Below are 18,773 nucleotides of genomic sequence, written 5' to 3'. Positions count from 1 at the left end.
GAATCAAGTTGACGAATTATTCGTACCTTTCAATATGAAAAGAAAACTACGAGTCCTAAAGAAAGAGAGTAGCTTCAACACTGTATCTTACTGAGTGAAGCTGTGCAGGAATCATTACTATGGAAAGTAACACCCCCAGGGGAGCCTTGCTCCTCCAGGGAATGCCTGATAATACGGATTCAGCTATTATCAGTTTTCAAATTATGAAGCCCCCAACTACTGGCCCATCTCCCGAACCAAGTATCCGGCCCCGTCAATATTCTCCATTACCCAGAGAATATAAGCGATATCGACATGAATCGCCCGGGTACTATCGGTGAAGTCCCAATCAGCATTGATGCTATCGTAGGTTCCATCGAATACGACTCCCACCAGCTCGCCGCGACCATTCATTGTCGGAGATCCTGAGTTACCGCCCGTAATATCTACGGTACTTAGGAAATTAACCGGTACTGAATCCAGCTGCTTTTCATAGTAACGGCCATAGTTCTTCTTATCGATCGCTTCCATCAAAGCCTTGGGAGCATCAAAGGGGTCCTCGCCGGTATACTTTGCCTTAATACCACGCAATGTTGTAAAAGGTACAAAGCCTTGTTTACCGTCATTACCATCTGCTGCCTCTTTAATTGTTCCAGCTGGTGGCTCATAGCCTTTAACCAGGCCATAAGTCACGCGAAGAGAGCTATTTGCATCCGGGTAGACCGGCTTACCTAGGGAGTGGTAATAATCTATCAGCATCTCCATATACTGTGGGCGCAATTGGGCGAAGCGCCCTTTCATGGACTCCTCATGCTCTTCACGGGCAAGCATATCATCGTACATGGCCACTGCCAGCTGGATAAACGGATCCTTGCTCTCTTTGAAGTCTTCGGGCTTTTTACCGATCCACGCTTCACGTACCTCGACATTGGAAAGCTCTGTTTCCTTATACATTTTGTCGAGAGTTGCCTCTAAGTCAGTATTGCCTTTGCCGATATTCAAGTAGCGATCAAAGCTGGCTATACGCTGCTCCTTAGGGAGCGCCTGGTAACGGTCCAGGAAGTAAAGCCAGATCTGCTTGTCGACTGAAGGGTGATAGCTGCGCTCTATACGACGCATGCCCTCTTTGAACCGGGTTAGATCCCGCTCCTGATAACCCGGCTTGCGCTCAGCATCCGGTTTTTCGTTCTCTTTGGCCAATCGATACAGTTTGCTCGCGGCACCCAGCATGGCTGAACGATCCATATAATCGATGGCCAGGTCCTGCTCACGGGTTGATTCTTTTTCTACAACCAGCGCCTCGAGATCATCGATCGTCGACTGGTATTTTTTCTCGCGGGCCTTGTCTGAATCCACCCAAGCTTGCAAATCTTTTTCCAGCTTTTCTTTACGCTGCAATAGATCGCTACGCTGGTAACCCTCCATCATGCCGGTAAAGTTTTTAGAGTAATTATTCAAACCTGCCACGAGGCTTGCATACTTTAACTCTGCATCTTTATTGTCGGCAGTTGCCGCACCAATCGTTTCCGACCATTCACCCAGCACCCGCTGCATGTTTGGGTAATACCAGTTGAAGTTGCTTTCCACTTCCTGGGCAGTGCGATAACGGTTTGTACGCCCCGGATAACCGGCAACCATCACGAAATCACCTTCTTTAGGCCCTTTTGCCGCTACAGGCAAATAGTGCTTGGGCTCGTAAGGGACATTATCTTTGGAATAATCAGCCGGTTTACCATCTTTGCCAACATAGGCGCGGTAGAAAGCGTAATCGCCAGTATGGCGAGGCCACATCCAGTTATCGATATCGCCGCCGAATTTGCCGATCGATGACGCCGGCGCATGAACCAAGCGCACATCGCGGATTTCCAGCTGCTTAACCAGGTAGTAGTTCAAACCGCCGTAGTAGCTATAGACCTCACAACGATGGCCCGGATCTTTTTCACACTCGGAAACCAGCGACTTCTCCGCTTCTTCGATTGCGGCAAAACGTGCAGCACCATCCATCTCATCTGTCAGGCGTTCGTTAACCTTGTCCGTTACTTCGTTCATTGCAACGGTGACGTAGACGCGGGAGCCCGGTGCAGCAGGCAGCTCTTCAGACAAATCTCCGGCCAGGAAACCTTCAGCCAGTAAATCCTTGGATTCAGTTGAGTTGTATGAAATTGAACCGTAGGCGCAGTGGTGGTTGGTAATCACCAATCCCGTGGGAGAGACAAAGGAAGCGGAACATCCCCCCAGGCTGATCACCGCGTTCATTGGAAATTCGGTAAGCTTGGTCATGCTAGCTGGGTCCAGCTCCAGGCCATGTGTGCGAAGCTCTTTGGACAGCTCAGGCAACTGGTGAGGTTGCCACATGCCTTCAGTCGAAACGCTCTCTTTCTCTGCAGCGAGGCTGGCGCAACTCGCTCCAGCAAATAATGCAGCAGTTGCAATCCCGTAAACAATAGAATTATTTATTTTCATATTTACTCAGCAATATTTAAAAAAATAACGGATTAGTTTTGGATGTACCCCAACTCCAACCTGTCTTTTGCGACATCCACACCGAAAATTCACCTATAAGTGCGGCAGACTGACAGAGTAACATACCTGCCAGGATGGTAGGCCGACACGACACTGTGCTCTTGGTTAAAACCAGTATTTCATCGATATTACTTCACTGGCTTATACACTCAAATGGGGCAAGCCACAGATACGCAATTGATACAATATATCATTTTAATATCGTAAAATCCGGGCAAATCTAAATTATGGCGACAACAAGAAGGAAATTTGCGACAAACTGTTTTTCCCTCAAAAAATTTCTGGGCAAGCCACTTCCGGTTCCGGCATGCACTGACCAATAAACTTCACTTAACGCCCTACAATCACTGAGATTTTTGTGTGGGTTCTGGATTCAAGCTTGATTATCTCCAACTACCTGGAGGCTATCTAACTCGACTAATCAGCAAAGTGATGCATCACATCATTTCAACACCGGAGAAGTGAACTGTACGATCAAGGAATACAGGTATTGGCCCGTCTTCAATAGCAGGAAACAGGACAGCTAGGTCCTCGGGAAATAATTTTCATTAGTTGAAGTTATCTAACGGAAGAATAACTTGAGTTTAATTACTCTACAGAAAGATACCTTGAGCAACGCATTGCACAAGTGAAGAGAACTCAGCTGACTCCAATCAAGAACGGACCGCCTGCGGTAACTTTACATATTACTCGTCGGGCAATATCTACAGATAAGTCAAAATTTTTGCAGATATAGTGATCTAAATCTTTCAGACACATCGCTAAGATGGTAAGGCTATAAAGCAAGATATCAGATGCAACAAACAGTATACGCCTGAATTTCAAACCGGAGTTCAAGAAAGATGGCTCAAGCCTATTGGCCATATCACTTGACCGCTTCTATCTGGTCTTGCCCTTTCAGGACTGCTTATTGGTACGAGTTTCCCTAGGCCACTGGTTTGTTTGTGTAGAAGTAAATCTGCACACAATCTACTAGCCTCCTTTGCTCTTGCCAAGCATATCCGTTGCTGTAAGAATTCAGATAGAGCTATTAATAAATTATATTACTTGAAAAACTCTGGAAACTCTATTATGCCAGCAACACCTATTCTAGACGAAGAAGTTATCGATCTCTCAGGGAGAGAAAATCTTACTAATCTGTCACCGTTAAGTGAATTTAGGAAGGTTAAAGAACTGTACCTAGAGGATACTATGGTGGAAGACCTTACGCCGATAGCAAACTGTAAACAGTTAAGAGTTCTTTCCCTTTCCCGTTGCCCGGTAAAATATTTGAAGCCCATCGAAAGCCTTACTGAGCTTGAGGAGCTTCTCATTGATCAAACATTAATATCAGAACTGAGTGAGTTTAAAAAAATTAAGAAACTATACCTGAATGATACTGATATAAAGGACTTAACACCAATAGCGAACTGCAAACAATTAGAGATCCTTTGTCTATCTCGTAGCCCCATTAAAGATTTGAAGCCCATTGAGAATCTTACTGAACTCAAGGAACTTCAAGTTGATCAAACACAAATCACGGACCTATCCTCCCTAACAAAGTTAAACATGCTTGAGTGGCTAAGAGCTGATCATTGCAGCTTTACCGCGATCGACTCACTTTCTGGAAAAACTAGACTTCAACGCCTAGACATCTCCGATTGCCCAGTTAAAGATTTTACACCACTGAGATCCCTAAGCTCATTGATAATGCTTGGATTGCGGAATACCTATTTTGATGACTGCTCCATTTTAGTCAACAACCGTAATTTAGCTAATCTTAACCTGGCCCGAACAGAGGTAAGCGAAATATCTGCGCTTGAAGAAATGAAAGATCTGTGGTGTTTATCTTTAGAAGGAACGTTCGTAAAAAACTATTCTGCATTATCTTTATTGCCCAATCTGCGTGAACTTTCTATAGGTGATTATCTCTCTAAAGAGGAGTATGATGGAACTGACAGTATCCCTGTTACGGATCTAAATCTTAACTGGGAAACTATCCGAGGATTGGAGGAGGTTCAGGAATTTATTGGAAAACATTCACATTAAGTTTTTAAAATATCATCTTCTGAGAATGTCCGAACTGTTGTTAATATGAACAATTCAGTTTGGTTATTTTTATACCAAGCTTTAAGGCTGGTAGAGGAAACTCCCAATGATATTAGAGCAACCAATTATTAGAACAGCCTTGTTACTTTTGTACTGAGTAGAGCAGGGTTAAGAAAAAATGAGCAGATCTTTGCAAAAATTTCTAATAAGCCAGGCCAGATTTGAATACCTGGCCATATAGCTATTTGGATTCGTAAAACACTTTTGTTTCGGGACCCTGGTTATCCGCCAGGGCAGCGATCCAGGAGCTCTCCATTGCATCCCAATCCAAACGCGCTTGATTAATCGCCTCTACCCGGCTTTCCAATGTGTCATCCAGCTCTAAAACTGTAAGCACTTTGCCAGCCTTATTAAATCCAAATACACCTTGCTCGGTAATAAATACCCCCTTGATTCTCTCAGCGTCAGTGCCACTGAATAGTGAAAAGAGCGCATCATAATCAAATATAAATTCAGGGCTAAAACGCCAGCCACAGCTGTAGTATCCCTCTCCACTATTCTCTGAGCGGAGATAGCCACACTCCGGCAATAGCTCAACCTCATCCGCCGCCTGAGTTACTGGGTGGTGGTGGTCACTCCCCGACGAGACCTGAAAACTGCAGGGCAGTTGGAGCCAATCCAATTCGATACGCCCCTGCTCCACCACTTGCAGCGGTTTTTCAGCGCCCCCACCTAAGAACGAGAGAAATCGCTGAAGGTTTTGCAAGTCTTCGGGGCCGTAGAGATCAGACTTATTCGCCACTACCAGATCAGCAACTTCTAATTGCTGCCGAAAAGTCTCACTACGTAAGTAGCGGTTGTCTTCAATACAGCGAGCATCGACCAAAGTTAGCGTACCGCGAAGGTCCAACACACCGCCGCGCACTGCATCAGACAAAGCCGCCAGCACCTCTCTAGGGTGCCCCAGGCCCGTCGGCTCAATTATTAATCGATGGGGCCTGGCCTTAGCCAGTAACTGGTTTAAAGCGACCTGCATCGGCAAACCAGCAGCACAGCACATACAGCCGCCAGGTACCTCTCGAATATAAATATTGCCTTCCTGTTCTGGTTCAAAAAGTGCGCCATCAACGCCCACTTCTCCAAACTCATTGACAAGAACAGCCCAGCGCTCATCAGCGGGCTTACTTTCCAGGAGATGCCGGATAGCCGTTGTCTTGCCGACGCCCAAAAAACCAGTGATAACGTTGGCAGGTACCCCGCGTATTAACTGACTAGCTGCCACTAAGCTGCATCCCGGCTGCACTCATCACAAACACAATCCAGCTCCAATTGGGATGTCTGGAGATGATATCCAGCACTTTCAACCGTATCCCGCAATGCATCAATGACTTCGGGCCTAATGCCAATTTCCCGCACTTTGCTGCAGCGATTGCAGATTAAAAACTGTGGAGTCTGGTGGCTGTGGTCACAGGCAATATGAGCACAGGCCAGGTACTTGTTTTCTGAATTGAGTTTGTGAACCAGGTTCTCTGCTGCCAGAAAGTCCAGCATTCGATAGACTGACATGGCGGGAATTGAGTCGCCAAAGTCACCATTGTAATGCTCCGCTATTTCATAGGCAGAGAGCGGAGTTTTTGACCGCAACAACACGGTAAGAACGTTCTTACGCTTTTCAGTCAGGCGGGCACCTGAACTGCGACAGGTTTGTTCCGCCACACTCAGGGTCTGTTTGATTTGGGATGCTTTCATAGCCTATTTCATTTGCAATTTGTTGTCTTTACCAGTGAGCAGTTCAGCCCCCTGACGACCGGAGCTGATCCATTGCACTGCAATCCCATGAATACCGGGAAACCTCTCAAACAGGGTAACAATGACACTGTTGAACTCTGCCAGATTATCACACTTGAATTGGTAACTAGCACGGAAACCACTGTGCACTGAGTTGTCACTGGTAACTTCTGCGCTATATGGCGCCTTAACTTCCACACTTAAGGGTTTGCACTGGGCACCGACAAACTCAAGAAAATGATCTGGCTTGGATAGCTCGTGAGCAACCTGCTCTAACCGCTGCTTTTGAACATCGCTACGTGGCGCATGCTCAAATCCCACCAGGTCGACTGTGGGCGACTCCAGGTCGACACTGATTCTGTCTGCTTCGGCCACCAGGTACATCATCGCCTTACCGTGAACATGGCTTCCCACCTCTGCGGCCACCGGGCCAGCCCAAAAAAACACAACGAACAATGCTCCTGCAAGCCTCATGATCTTCACCTATTCGACAAGAGCGCCCCGATAAATCAAGCGCTGATTTACCCAGTGGGCAACAATCAATAAGCCTGCACCAAGAACACTGGCAACTAGCTCCCATACCCCCTCGATATATAGCGCACCAACCAATAGCAATGCCCCGGAGAAACCAACAATCATTACCGCGTAGCGCTGATGGCGTCGGCAAGAGGCTGGGAAGCTGGCCAAGGCCAGAATTACCACGGGTACAAGCAACAGCAAATGGAGAAACTGGTCCTCTTGTAAAGCACCCAATATCCCCAAACCTCCCAATACCGGTAACAAAGGAGTCAAAAGACAGTGCAGCAAGCAAAGCCCAGAAGCCAAAATTCCTAAAGTATCTCTCACAACAATCCTTTTAATCTACGAGAACCCAAGACAACCACATACACTTCAGCCAACATGATGATATGTTATATCATCAATTTAATATTTCAAGTCAACGTGAGCTATGGAACAGGGGATTCATGGAATGCCAAAAATCAGTGAGCAAGAACTGCTGGGGATGCCTGCCTCAGACTATATGAACGAAAAACAACTATTCTTCTTCCAGCATCGTCTAATGGAATTGAAAAGCGACCTAATGGCAGAGGTTGAACAGGGACAGCAGGCTATTGCAACCACGAACCTTGCCTTAGCTGATGACCTGGACCGAGCGGCCGCAGAGCAGGAGAACCAGCAACACCTACGCTTTACCGGCCGCAAGCATCTACTTCTGCGCAAGATCCAGCGGGCATTAGAGAAGATTAAAGATGGCACTTACGGGTACTGTGAGATAAGTGGGGATCCGATCGGTTTGCAGCGACTGCTATTAAGGCCCACTGCAGAACTCTCTTTTGAAGAAAAAAGTCGCCAGGAAATGCTGGAACGCAACTACAGCAAGCAAAGGTAAGCACCATACTCGGCCTCACGCTTTGCTGTGACTAGATATAACACCGTAGCACCTTGAGGAATGGAGGTTTTCATGCTGCCTTAGAGGATAGCCGACAGCCCTCTCAACCAAAGAAGGGGTTTAGTGGTCACTTTAGTTATTCGGCAAAACCCTAGACTCCCAACATAAGTGGCACACGCTAGCCTAGAAGAAGTACAAGCCGGCTCAAGTAATTAGTACTCATCTTAGGCGTACGCTGGTTCGAAACACAATACCTCAGCAGACTCCTAAGCCCCCTTCGCAAAACAAGGGCAAAAGTTGGAAAGCCCTAAATTATGAACGAAGTACCCCTCACAGCAGGTTTGCTGGCAGAAGAACTGGTTGCCTATATGGCACATATCAAAGGCAAGAGAAAAACGAATAATCATGCGAGTAAATTACCGCAACCTCCTAAAGTCAAAAACCATGAAAACCAAAGTATCTCTAATTGAAGTACTCGCCATTACCTTAACATGCTTAGCTACTTCAGCCTGCTCCCAAAGGATCGCAAGCTTTATAGACAATGCTGAAGATTATTCTTTTAACAACAGAATAACTGCCGATCAAATTAAAGACTTAGACTTCAAAAAAGACAAATATTGCCCACTGCAAAAAAAGAACTGTATTAGCTATTACTATGGTCCACCTTTAACCGATAACAAACTTCAGTACTCCGTAAAGCATGGAGAAGGCGACAAAGAGAACAATGTTAAAATCGATTTAACCAGAAACTCTATGGAGCGGAGTTACGATGGTACCGTAATCTTATTGCATGGATTTCGCACCTCCAAAGATTTTATGATCAATTCAGCTTTATACTTCCGTTTTCTTGGGTTTCAGGCTGTTGTTCCAGATCTTCTCGGTCATGGTGATTCAGGTGGCAATAAAAAATACGGAGTGGATGACAGCAATTATATTAACCACCTCATTGACAATTTAATTAAAGAGGGCGTCATTAAAGATGAGGATATTTATATTCTGGGAAATTCGATGGGTGCATTAACGGCAGCCCATATTTCTTTCCAACGACAAGACATTAGTGGAATTATCCTTTCGGCCCCAATGCCATCATTTGATGAAGCTGTGTACAATTATGCAAAACGTGACCACCCACTACTTAGCAAAATTATCCCTGAAAAAGACTTTCGCAAGGGTGCAATTCTGGCTCTAGAGAAAGCCAAAATCAATCTGGATGACACGAAGATAATACCACTCCTAAAGTCCTCCAAGGTTCCAACACTACTAATACTCTCAGATTCAGACCAAATATCTCCTTATGTGGATTATGAAAACTTGAAAAAAGACAATGTAACGTTAATTAAAATTACTGGCAGATATCACCCAAGCATGAATACAATAGGAGAAGTCGAACATAAAGAAATTATTAAATGGCTTAACAGCACTCAAAGTTAGTTACACAAAAAATTGAGAACAAATTCCTATTTTATCTTTGATGTCAGTTTAGTACTATTCCGTCGCCCCCCCTTACAACCTTGCGCATCCCACGAGAGCTACCACCTGAAGTAGAAACCCCTTATCAGACTTCCAAGTAGGTTGATGCTCTATGATTTGCTCCACAAGCTTATGGTGAGCTTGGCTAGATTGGAGCACCTCACTTGACTGCCGCCTAGGTAAATGTATTTATTTCCGCGCACACCTTCTCTCTGTGTATATTGAACACCTCAAATATATACAGAATCATCTACTTTACCTAAAAGGACCGCTCCAAAAAACGCTGTTAACAACCAGCCTCCGGAGAAGTAGTGGCTACTTTTCAAGTAACCACAGACATCGACATAATAACTCTATTAAGCATTGTACCAAGGTGGAACGATCCACTGACCAAAGTGCCAGTCGCGAGGTACAAATCTTCCATACCCTTGCCCCAATCGGTCGGGCTTATTATTGGTAGGGTTCATTGCCCAACCCTCTGCCAAAGTGACATGGACACCATGTATTCTACACATTGCGATAAATTCTCTAAAAGCCTGCAAAGTTTGAATAACCACTTCACTGCGAGCAGGAGTAAATGCAATAAGGGGTAAATCTATATCGTTCACATATGGGCGTGCGGCTTCATCACTGTGCCATAGTACATTTCTTCTGGGGAATGGCCCCCAATGCCCAGCTCCAGCTCCAGCTCTTGGGTTGCGAATGCCACCAATTGTGGAATTGAGTGTCTGGCTTACTTCATAAATCCGATTAGTTATATTACCCAGTTTAGTGCCTTGCCCTTGGGTAGTGAAATTTCTCTCCAATTGATTTTCGATATGCTGGCGCTGTGACCAAGCTTGAGCAGTGCCGAGAATACGGCGATCATCTCCATATCGATCAAACTTCTTTGCACCCTGCTTAAATGGCCAGATAGCAAACAGATCATAATCTCCAGTAATCGCATTGAGGGGATGCTCATTTCGAAAATGACGATGCTCAACAGGGTTAGTCATTGCCAATAGCGGCTCATACATATCCTTGTACTTAGTGTCATACTGAACAACAATATTGCCACGCTCCTGAACAAAGCCTGACTGCCTGCTTTTTTCCTTATCAATATAGACACCCCACATGTCTCCCAAGCATGTGTTGACCCTGATAAGTGAGTAATGAAAAGTAATGCCACTGAGGTGGCTGGCTACACCTTCGTAACGATCTTGAGTTTTTCTTGTAACATTAATCTTTCCTGATTGAATAAGCCAATCAACCCGTTCCTGATGTAATCGAAGCGGTGTTGTTGATGCGGTCCAACCTGCACCAGACTGTAGATCAGTAAAGGCTTCTCGATGTTGATCACGGTTATAGGCCGCTTTTCTCATCCCGTGTTTATTTAACCGGGGGTCTCGTAAGACAAAGCCTGCCATCGGCCCCCAATCACATGACTTCCCATGAATCCTAAATCCCTTTGTATCATATCCTTGCTCAAGTAATTGGGTACATGTTGGCCCTGTTGCGCGAACGATGATAACGCAACGGTGAGATGCTGCAGTAGTTTTAAATGCGTCTGCATGAGAAGCCGGGCAGCCTATAAGGTTTTGGCGCAATGCAGCATTGTTAAATATAAGGTCCATGTATTAACTTCCTGTTTCGGGGCAGCCTACATATAAATTTCGATTAGCTAAATAAATGCTATTTATAGAAATTTATTACGATGAATGTAAAACTACTAAATCTATATTTTGTGCCTCTAAAAACAAGCACTAATCCGACTACTATTATCAAATACGCCAAGGTTAAGAACTTGCTCACCGCCCTTAACCCTGACTTGCTTATAGGTCTGTATCTGTGAACACAAACTGAATTAATCTTTTGAATCCAATTAATAAAGCCAAATTCTTAGGAAACTTGGCTTGAAAAATGCCTTACACAAAATTCATACGCAAAGGAAAGGCTAAAAAAATATCAAAGTCCATGGATCGTATGACCTAAAGTATCCAAAAGATTCCCAGTTTGTTCTAAAACTTAAGCCTACACGCAGTTCGCAGTGCGACCTTTAGGTTTTGGGCATATTTTTTTAGATTTTGGCCTTTTAAATTGAGAGGGATTGGTTTATAGAACTGAAGTATCACTACTAGACGTATAAGATATCTTGTAAATGGATATATTCTTAACAGATAGAGAATTTACCAGACTAGAAAAGGGAGGCCGCATCAAGCCGTGAATTATTACCTGAAAGAAAAAAGACCTCTAGCTGAGCACCGAGATCTTCCCCCTTAAGGAGCGAAATTAACCTACCTATCCTATGCAGAACAGAGCTTGTACAAACCCATGTGAAGTGGAATCCTTTTGATGAAACAACAATCTACTGTTCCCAAACCGGCGGCTTTCCGATTTTCTCAATCAGGTAGTCAATAAATACTCGCACTTTAGATGTCAAAACATTGGACTTTGGGTATACGAGCCAAATGGCTGATTGATCATCTATATAATATTCTGGCAGCACTCGAACCAGAGAACCCTCCAAAATTTCTGCTTGGATATTCCAGACAGAACTCATGCAAATTCCCACCCCTGCTTTTGCAGCGATTCGCATGCTGGCGCCATCATCACAAGTCACTCGAGATCTGCTGTTTGAAGGTGGGAATTGATAAGTAGTCTGATCGCTCGCAGATATGAGTTTCCTGGGTTTTGAATTGATAAAGGCCAAAAGCTGATGTGCAACTAGGTCTTCCGGCTTTTCGGGAACACCATTTTTTTTCAAATAACAGGGAGAAGCGCATAGAACTCGCTTGTCATCCGCAAGCTTCCTACCAATTAAACTGCTATCTTCAACCGCATAATTGCGAAGCGCCAAATCAAAGCCACCCTCGATAAGGCTGACTTGTGTATCTGAGAGCTTCAGCTCAACATTGACGCCAGGGTACCTCTCCAGGAATTCAGGCAGGATAGGCGCGATAAAACGCTGAACGAAAGTGCTCGATGCCGCAAACCTGAGTGTCCCGCTCACGGAGGAATTTCCACGCCCCAGCGCAGCAAATGCCGAATCCTCTTGTGCGATGATCTCCCGGGCAAAAGGCAGGAACTCCTCCCCCTCTATCGACAGAGAGACCTTGCGGGTAGATCGATGAAATAGGTCCGCCCCCAGCTGAACTTCAAGCTTCGACAAGCGGGCACTGGCAACAGAGGGAGCCAATCCAAGCCTCCGCCCCGCAGAGCTTATATTCAGCATCTCCGCAGCCAGTACGAATAGCCGAACCCCATTTGTATCCACTTATTATCTCCAAAAACCGAATTCTGATTCCATTTATACGCCGTTTATACATAGATTCCAATGCTTTAGCCTTTAATCACAGATCGAGCCAGCGTCGATCGATGACTGGCCTAGGCTTTCTGGGAGGTAAAAGATGAGTGTAAGAGTGCTTATGAATGGCGGCGCAGAAAATAACCAGACACAAGCCGTCTATTGTGATGTAGCTAGCAGCTTTGGCCTCCAATTCTCTCCTATCAGAGAAGCATAGGAGTTACCACGGTGCACTCTAAATACAAAGATCAGGGCTGCGGTTTTGCCAGTATCAACGCGGGTTACAACGCCCTGTTTAAGCCAGGTAAGCTCTCGGTGGGACTTGTCGTGCCCATAGAGAATTACGCAACGAACCCAGTTCCAACGATGCTTGATCATGTTGAACGAGTCCAACTTGCGGAAGAATTGGGATTTAGCGCGATTTGGCTTAGAGATGTCCCCTTCAATGTGCCTTCTTTTGGCGATGCGGGTCAAACTTTTGACCCATTCGTCTACCTTGGGCTGCTCTCAGGCCAGACATCGAAAATTACCCTCGGTGTAGCCAGCATCATTTTGCCCTTACGCCACCCAGCGCATATCGCAAAAGCTGCAGCCTCTGTTGATCAAATCTCAGGCGGACGCCTAATTCTTGGGGTCGCCAGTGGGGATCGCCCGGAAGAATATCCTGCGATGAATGTTTCATATCAGGAGCGAGGCAAACTGTTCAGGGAGAGCTACGAATATATTCGTCGTGCAGCAGAACCCTACCCTCAATTTAAGAGCTCACTGGGGTCGATTTCCGGCGATCTGGACATATTGCCCAAGCCGAGAGAAACAAGCCTGCCTTTACTGATAACAGGCTCGTCTCAGCAATCCTTAGGCTGGCTAGGTGACAACGGAAATGGCTGGATCATCTATCCTCGTTCACATGCCGCACAAGAGCAGTTTATTAGCCAGTTGCGAAATAACTCGACTATTAACAAGCCGATTATGGAGCCTCTCTATATTGATATAAGCGATACCCCGGATGCTTTACCGCACCCCATACACTTGGGATACCGACTGGGCATTAATCAATTATGCAAATATCTAAAGTCACGAGAAGAGATCGGTGTTAACCACGTTGCCCTGAACCTCCGATTTAACCAGGCAAATATTGAAGAAACTCTTAAAGCAATTTCGGAAGTCATTCTCCCACGTTTTAGTGTAAAGGAATAACAAATGAAGAAGACTATTTTATTGACAGGCGGTACAGATGGCATCGGTTTGGAGACTGCAAAATTACTGGCAGCAAAGGGGCAAACTTTGCTCTTACATGGTCGCAGTGATGCAAAACTAGCGAATGCGAAAGAAGTGATAAAGCAAAACTCTCCTGAAGTTCATATAGATACATTCCGAGCAGATTTATCCAATATACCTGAGGTGCTAGCACTAGCTTCAAAGGTAAAAGATCAATATTCAAGTATTGATGTTCTTATCAATAATGCCGGTGTTTTTAAGGTACAGAATCCAATAACCGACACGGGTTACGATGTTCGTTTTATCGTAAATGCTATTGCCCCCTACTTGTTAACGACACAGCTATTGCCGCTGTTTAGCGCCAATGGCCGCATTATTAATCTATCCTCTGCAGCGCAAGCAACTGTGAACATCGAAGCGCTGAAAGGTCACCATCAACTATCCGACAGCGACGCTTATGCCCAAAGTAAATTGACTCTCACCATGTGGACCTTTCAACTAGCCCGCTCACTTGGCGACAAGGCCCCGCAATTTATCGCAATCAATCCCGCCTCATTTCTGGGTAGCAAAATGGTGAAAGATGCTTACGGAACTCAAGGAAAAGACTTAAGTATCGGCGCCAATATATTGGTACGGGCGGCACTCGATGATGAGTTCTCAAACGCTAGCGGTAAATACTTTGACAATGACACAGGCAACTGGTCCCAGCCACACCCAGACGCGCTAGATGAGAAAAAAAGAAAGGTACTTATTGGAGAAATTGAGAACACTCTCGACAAACTCAGCATTAAAAATACCTAAGACGTTAACGCAATCAATTAAAAGGAATTCACCATGAAATATGAAAGTTTTACCACATTCTCGGCGAAGCAAGATGACGGAATCCTAACTGTGACATTTGACTTTGGTCCCGTGAATGTCCAAGGGCAAGAAATGCTGGCCGACTTAAACAGCCTGGCAATGCGCCTGGAACGGGATCGAGAAACCAAAGTCGTTGTGTTTCAGTCGGCAAATCCGGAAGTTTGGGTATGTCATTACGATACTGAGTTACTGAAAGATATGTCTGACGAAGCTGTATCTCGCGAAGAAGCCCAACTATTGGATTTACAGGCTATCTGTGAACGCATCAGTAAGGTGCCCCAAGCAACGATCGCCAAACTAGAAGGCTTCGCTAGAGGTGGTGGCCATGAACTGGCCTTGGCACTCGATATGCGTTTCGCAGCCCGAGGAAAATATAAACTCATGCAAATGGAAGTGGGTATGGGAATCCTCCCCTGTGGGGGAGGCGCATCAAGGATGGCTCGACAGACAGGACTGGGTAAAGCGCTGGAGATTATTCTCAGCGCCCGTGATTTCGATGCTGACGAAGCGGAAAGCCTCGGCACAATCAACAAAGCACTAGAGCCAGATGAAATTGGCGAGTATGTCGATAGCCTAGCGAAGAGAATTGCTCAATTTCCAGCAGAATCAATCAATGCCTGTAAGCAGGCGGTCTATGAGTCAATCGATAAACCTATCGGTGAAGCGCTAAAAGCGGAGGCCTATTGGCTGTATCAAGCAACCAGTAAGACACCTGCCCTAAAACGCTTCTCTATCGCAGATGAACAAGGGTTGGAACACGATATTGAAAATCAGCGGAACTGGAACCAACTGGTTATGGATGTACAAAAAATAAACTAGCAGTAGCAATTGGGCATCCGACGATTTACAGGCTGCGATGCCCTACTTACTTCGGACACTTAGACAAAACTCTACAGAAAGTACACTTTTTGGGAATCAAAATGAGAGCAATGATTGTAAATACCTTTGGCGGCCCAGACGTATTTGAAGCTGCTGAAGTACCCAAGCCGACCACCAAAGCTGGCCATGTGCGGATTAAAATATCAGCAACCAGCGTCAATACCGTAGATACCATGATTCGCCAAATGGGACCTGCATTACCCCTTTCACCGAAAGCCCCGGCGATATTGGGTATGGATTTCGCTGGTGTTGTTGAAGAGATTGGCGAAGGTGTAACCGATTATCAAGTGGGCGATGAAGTCTATGGCTGCGCAGGTGGACTGGCTGACTTGCCGGGAACATTAGCCGAATATATTGTTGCAGACGCGAACTTAATTGCCCTGAAACCCGAGAACCTGACCATGCGGGAAGCAGCAGCTTTGCCCTTAGTAGGCATAACCGCCTACGAAGGGTTACAGCGTGCGGGGGTTAAGCCTGGACAAAGTGTTCTTGTTCACGGTGGCTCGGGCGGTGTGGGTCATATAGCTGTACAGCTGGCTCGTCACTTTGGTGCTGATGTTTACTCAACAGGCTCCGGAGATCCTCAACTGGCAATGATTAAAAAACTGGGGGCAACGCCGATTAACTACCGGACTGAATCAGTTGAGTCTTATGTACTGAAGTACACCAACGGAGCAGGCTTCGATATAGTATTCGACTCAGTCGGTGGTGCAAATATAACGAACTCTTTTGAGGCAGCAAAACTCAACGGCCAAGTAGCTACTACCGTTTCCATGGTAGAACTTGACCTGACGCCTGCTCACTTTAAAGGCTTGTCTTTGCATGTCATTTTTATGTTAATTCCAATGCTACACAATTATCATCGTGAGGAACACGGACATATTTTAAAAGCACTAAAAGCCATTACTGAAGCAGGCGATCTCAAACCTGTGCTTGATGAAAGTTCCTATAGTTTGCCTGATATTGGCAAGGCCCATGAACGGCTGGCAAGTGGGCAAGCTATGGGGAAAGTTGTTGTGGATATCGAACCCTAAGTCTGACTAATAGAGATTTCAACTCGCAAATCTCCATTATTGATGGGAATATCGCTAAAAATGTAGATGTTCAGGCCTGATTTGATAGCCTTCGGTTACTCAGAAAACTTCATTTTAGGTCTGAACTGTTTCAACCAGCTCACATTAATTTATCAACATATTTTTTAAAATAGACATCTTATTTGAAGAACAATTTCTCCACTCAAATTTGTAAGGCGGCTTTAATCCCTTATAGTTGTAAATGTATTAAAAATATACCAACCTTAAAAAGAGTCCCAAAATCTACCAGCAATTGGTCCCAAAGAGCGTTCTCTATTACGAATAATACATAGATCAAAACTGCTAAATGCTTCAATCCCCTCAACACTAATGGGTACAAGTAAACCTCGCTCCAGCTCACTCTTTATGAAATGTTTTGGTATCCGACCCCAACCAAGTCCAGCAAGGGTCAGCTCTTTTTTTGTATGGTAGTCATTAACAAACCATCTGCGTCCAACTTCCAGCAAGTTGATATTTCCCTTATTTTCTGAGCGGCCCGTATCCCTCACGACAATTTGGGGTAGTTGTGCCGCTTCCAATTGTGAAATCTCATAGCCAGGAAAAATGTCAGGAGCCGCAACATTAACTAATTCAACCTGCCCTATTTCCTTCCACTCATGTTTACTCTCAACACCGAATAAAGTAGCAAATGCCAGATCAGCTTCATTGTCATCTATACGCTCCATTACGCCCGACAGTAGTTCAGTGCTGATACTGAAATCCGTATTGGGAAATGACAAAACTATAGGCTTGATCTGTTTTAACAAGGGTGATAGCTCAACAATACCGCTGATGACCACGGTAAACTTGGGCTCTATTCCCGCTCCAAGCTGGTGCCCCATTACAGAGAGCTGTTCAAGGCTTTGCATAACTCGCTTAGTCTGCTGGTAAAAAGCCTTTCCCTGCTTTGTGAGGTTCGGTCTATAACTATCTCTATCAAATAAAGGAAAGCCAAATTCCTCCTCAAGCTTCTTAACCGCATTACTAATCGTCGGCTGGGTTTTGAAAATCGCCTTGGCCGCACCGCGAAAGCTTCCCTGCTCCACTACGGCAATAAACATCTTGAGTTGCTCTTGGGTCATACTAGAACCTGATTCATAAAACTTATCATCTTGATCTATATATACCATTATTATTTTATCGTCAACATGGCTAATCTGCACCCGATCGAAACAAGCAGAGCCAATAGATATGACTAAGAAACAAGACAATACAAGCCTTTTTTCCCACGGAAAGCTTGGATCTATGGAAACTAGTAACCGTATCATCATGGCCGCCTTGACACGTGCAAGGATAGGTCGAGATGGTGTACCAACAAGCGTCAACGCCAAGTATTACGCTCAACGGGCCAGCGCAGCGATGATCATCACAGAGGCTACCGCGATTTCACCACAAGGGCTCGGATGGGTGGACACCCCTGGCATTTTTACGGAAGAACAAATCGAGGGCTGGCGAGAGGTTACCGATGCTGTACATCGCCGTGGTGGGAAGATTTTTATCCAACTTTGGCACATGGGCAGAGAAGTACACCCCGACCTTATCGGAGGTGAAGCGCCTGTTGCGCCCTCGCCAATAGCTGCGGAAGGAGAAGCACATACTTATGAGGGAAAGAAGCCCTATGCAGTTCCACGAGCATTAACATGTGATGAGATTCAAGGCATTATCTCAGATTACAAACAAGCAGCTAAGAATGCGCTAAAAGCCGGCTTTGATGGAGTTGAACTCCACGCCGCAGGACCCTACCTACCCGCGCAATTTCTTCACGATAGTAGCAACCATCGTACTGATGCCTATGGCGGCAGCGTAGAAAACAGAGCTCGCTTTATCTTTGAAGTAATATCCGCGCTGAGTGAAGTGTGGGGATCAAATAGAGTTGGAATCAAGCTATCTCCGGAAATTAGCTTGACGGACAGCAGTGCTCAAGAAACCTATTTATATGTTGTTAACCAGCTGAATAGGTACAACCTAGCTTATATGCAAATGATGGAGCGAGCCTGGGATAGAGATGAGCAACCAGCCATTGATCACATCCAGCTACGCGATGCATATAACGGCCGCTACGTTGCCAATGGTATGTATGATCTGGAGTCCGCAAAAAACGCTATTGCTAAAGGATCAGCCGACTACGTTTCCTTTGGGCGTTTATTTATATCCAACCCGGACCTTGTAGAACGCCTGGCAACTAATGGGCCCTATAACGAAGAAGATATGTCCTCATTTTTTGCGGGTGATGAGCGAGGGTATGTAGATTACCCATCTCTAACTGAAGAAAGTGCTTAAT

General features: G+C 45.3%; 17 protein-coding genes. 9 read left to right on the top strand and 8 right to left on the bottom strand.

All coding sequences use genetic code 11. From position 1 onward, the window contains the following. Positions 1 to 216: 216 nt before the first annotated feature. The gene (locus ACJJIL_RS09130) at positions 217 to 2,442 is read right to left on the bottom strand and encodes a S46 family peptidase (RefSeq protein ID WP_445361745.1); all 2,226 of its coding nucleotides are present in this window, start codon (positions 2,440 to 2,442) and stop codon (positions 217 to 219) included. Between the two features lie 1,131 nt (positions 2,443 to 3,573). Between ACJJIL_RS09130 and ACJJIL_RS09125 the strand changes: the two genes are divergently transcribed. After that, positions 3,574 to 4,530 carry a leucine-rich repeat domain-containing protein gene (locus ACJJIL_RS09125; protein WP_445361744.1) on the top strand — a complete coding sequence of 319 codons (957 nt, stop codon included), beginning with the start codon at positions 3,574 to 3,576 and terminating at the stop codon, positions 4,528 to 4,530. A gap of 241 nt (positions 4,531 to 4,771) precedes the next feature. Here ACJJIL_RS09125 and ACJJIL_RS09120 read toward each other — a convergent pair whose 3' ends face one another. From ACJJIL_RS09120 to ACJJIL_RS09105, 4 genes are read right to left on the bottom strand one after another with little or no spacing between them, the layout of a single operon-like run. Continuing rightward, positions 4,772 to 5,812 (bottom strand): CobW family GTP-binding protein, encoded by a 1,041-nt coding sequence (locus tag ACJJIL_RS09120; protein WP_445361743.1) that lies wholly within the window; start codon positions 5,810 to 5,812, stop codon positions 4,772 to 4,774. Further along, positions 5,812 to 6,279 carry a Fur family transcriptional regulator gene (locus tag ACJJIL_RS09115; protein WP_282933007.1) on the bottom strand — a complete coding sequence of 156 codons (468 nt, stop codon included), beginning with the start codon at positions 6,277 to 6,279 and terminating at the stop codon, positions 5,812 to 5,814. Before ACJJIL_RS09115 ends, ACJJIL_RS09120 begins: the two co-directional genes overlap by 1 nt. 3 nt (positions 6,280 to 6,282) lie before the next feature. Then, on the bottom strand, positions 6,283 to 6,792 hold the full coding sequence (locus tag ACJJIL_RS09110; RefSeq protein ID WP_445361742.1) for a ZrgA family zinc uptake protein: 510 nt from the start codon (positions 6,790 to 6,792) through the stop codon (positions 6,283 to 6,285). 9 nt (positions 6,793 to 6,801) lie between these two features. Beyond that, on the bottom strand, positions 6,802 to 7,164 hold the full coding sequence (locus ACJJIL_RS09105; RefSeq protein ID WP_413662162.1) for a MerC family mercury resistance protein: 363 nt from the start codon (positions 7,162 to 7,164) through the stop codon (positions 6,802 to 6,804). Positions 7,165 to 7,288: 124 nt separating this feature from the next. Between ACJJIL_RS09105 and ACJJIL_RS09100 the strand changes: the two genes are divergently transcribed. The 3 genes from ACJJIL_RS09100 (at position 7,289) to ACJJIL_RS09090 (ending at position 9,139) form a co-directional block, all read left to right on the top strand. After that, complete coding sequence (locus ACJJIL_RS09100; RefSeq protein ID WP_444913174.1) at positions 7,289 to 7,708, top strand: TraR/DksA family transcriptional regulator; 420 nt, start codon at positions 7,289 to 7,291, stop codon at positions 7,706 to 7,708. Between the two features lie 314 nt (positions 7,709 to 8,022). Continuing rightward, on the top strand, positions 8,023 to 8,178 hold the full coding sequence (locus ACJJIL_RS09095) for a hypothetical protein (protein WP_445361741.1): 156 nt from the start codon (positions 8,023 to 8,025) through the stop codon (positions 8,176 to 8,178). After that, positions 8,153 to 9,139 (top strand): alpha/beta hydrolase, encoded by a 987-nt coding sequence (locus tag ACJJIL_RS09090; protein WP_445361740.1) that lies wholly within the window; start codon positions 8,153 to 8,155, stop codon positions 9,137 to 9,139. Before ACJJIL_RS09095 ends, ACJJIL_RS09090 begins: the two co-directional genes overlap by 26 nt. A gap of 395 nt (positions 9,140 to 9,534) precedes the next feature. Here ACJJIL_RS09090 and ACJJIL_RS09085 read toward each other — a convergent pair whose 3' ends face one another. Both ACJJIL_RS09085 and ACJJIL_RS09080 read right to left on the bottom strand, forming a co-directional pair. After that, a complete protein-coding gene (locus ACJJIL_RS09085; RefSeq protein WP_445361739.1) occupies positions 9,535 to 10,791 on the bottom strand; it encodes an anthrax toxin-like adenylyl cyclase domain-containing protein in 1,257 nt (418 codons plus the stop codon). Between the two features lie 731 nt (positions 10,792 to 11,522). Then, positions 11,523 to 12,431, bottom strand: a complete 909-nt coding sequence (locus ACJJIL_RS09080; protein WP_445361738.1) for a LysR family transcriptional regulator — start codon at positions 12,429 to 12,431, stop codon at positions 11,523 to 11,525. 258 nt (positions 12,432 to 12,689) lie between these two features. Between ACJJIL_RS09080 and ACJJIL_RS09075 the strand changes: the two genes are divergently transcribed. The 4 genes from ACJJIL_RS09075 to ACJJIL_RS09060 all read left to right on the top strand — a co-directional run bounded on the left by ACJJIL_RS09075 (position 12,690) and on the right by ACJJIL_RS09060 (position 16,453). Next, complete coding sequence (locus ACJJIL_RS09075; protein WP_445361737.1) at positions 12,690 to 13,658, top strand: LLM class oxidoreductase; 969 nt, start codon at positions 12,690 to 12,692, stop codon at positions 13,656 to 13,658. A gap of 3 nt (positions 13,659 to 13,661) precedes the next feature. Further along, entirely contained in the window at positions 13,662 to 14,480 is an 819-nt protein-coding gene (locus ACJJIL_RS09070) for an SDR family NAD(P)-dependent oxidoreductase (protein WP_445361736.1), read from the top strand. Positions 14,481 to 14,513: 33 nt separating this feature from the next. Beyond that, positions 14,514 to 15,359, top strand: a complete 846-nt coding sequence (locus ACJJIL_RS09065; RefSeq protein WP_445361735.1) for an enoyl-CoA hydratase/isomerase family protein — start codon at positions 14,514 to 14,516, stop codon at positions 15,357 to 15,359. 101 nt (positions 15,360 to 15,460) lie between these two features. Next, a complete protein-coding gene (locus tag ACJJIL_RS09060) occupies positions 15,461 to 16,453 on the top strand; it encodes a zinc-dependent alcohol dehydrogenase family protein (protein ID WP_444917285.1) in 993 nt (330 codons plus the stop codon). Between the two features lie 263 nt (positions 16,454 to 16,716). Here the strand turns inward: ACJJIL_RS09060 and ACJJIL_RS09055 are convergent, their stop codons facing one another. After that, complete coding sequence (locus ACJJIL_RS09055; RefSeq protein ID WP_445361734.1) at positions 16,717 to 17,622, bottom strand: LysR family transcriptional regulator; 906 nt, start codon at positions 17,620 to 17,622, stop codon at positions 16,717 to 16,719. Between the two features lie 61 nt (positions 17,623 to 17,683). Between ACJJIL_RS09055 and ACJJIL_RS09050 the strand changes: the two genes are divergently transcribed. Beyond that, entirely contained in the window at positions 17,684 to 18,772 is a 1,089-nt protein-coding gene (locus tag ACJJIL_RS09050) for an alkene reductase (RefSeq protein ID WP_445361733.1), read from the top strand. The last annotated feature ends 1 nt before the right edge of the window (position 18,773 follow it).

It is taken from the genome of Microbulbifer maximicatervae (SeqCode), from assembly GCF_052468095.1.
This window is presented reverse-complemented; position numbering and strand designations above follow the sequence as displayed.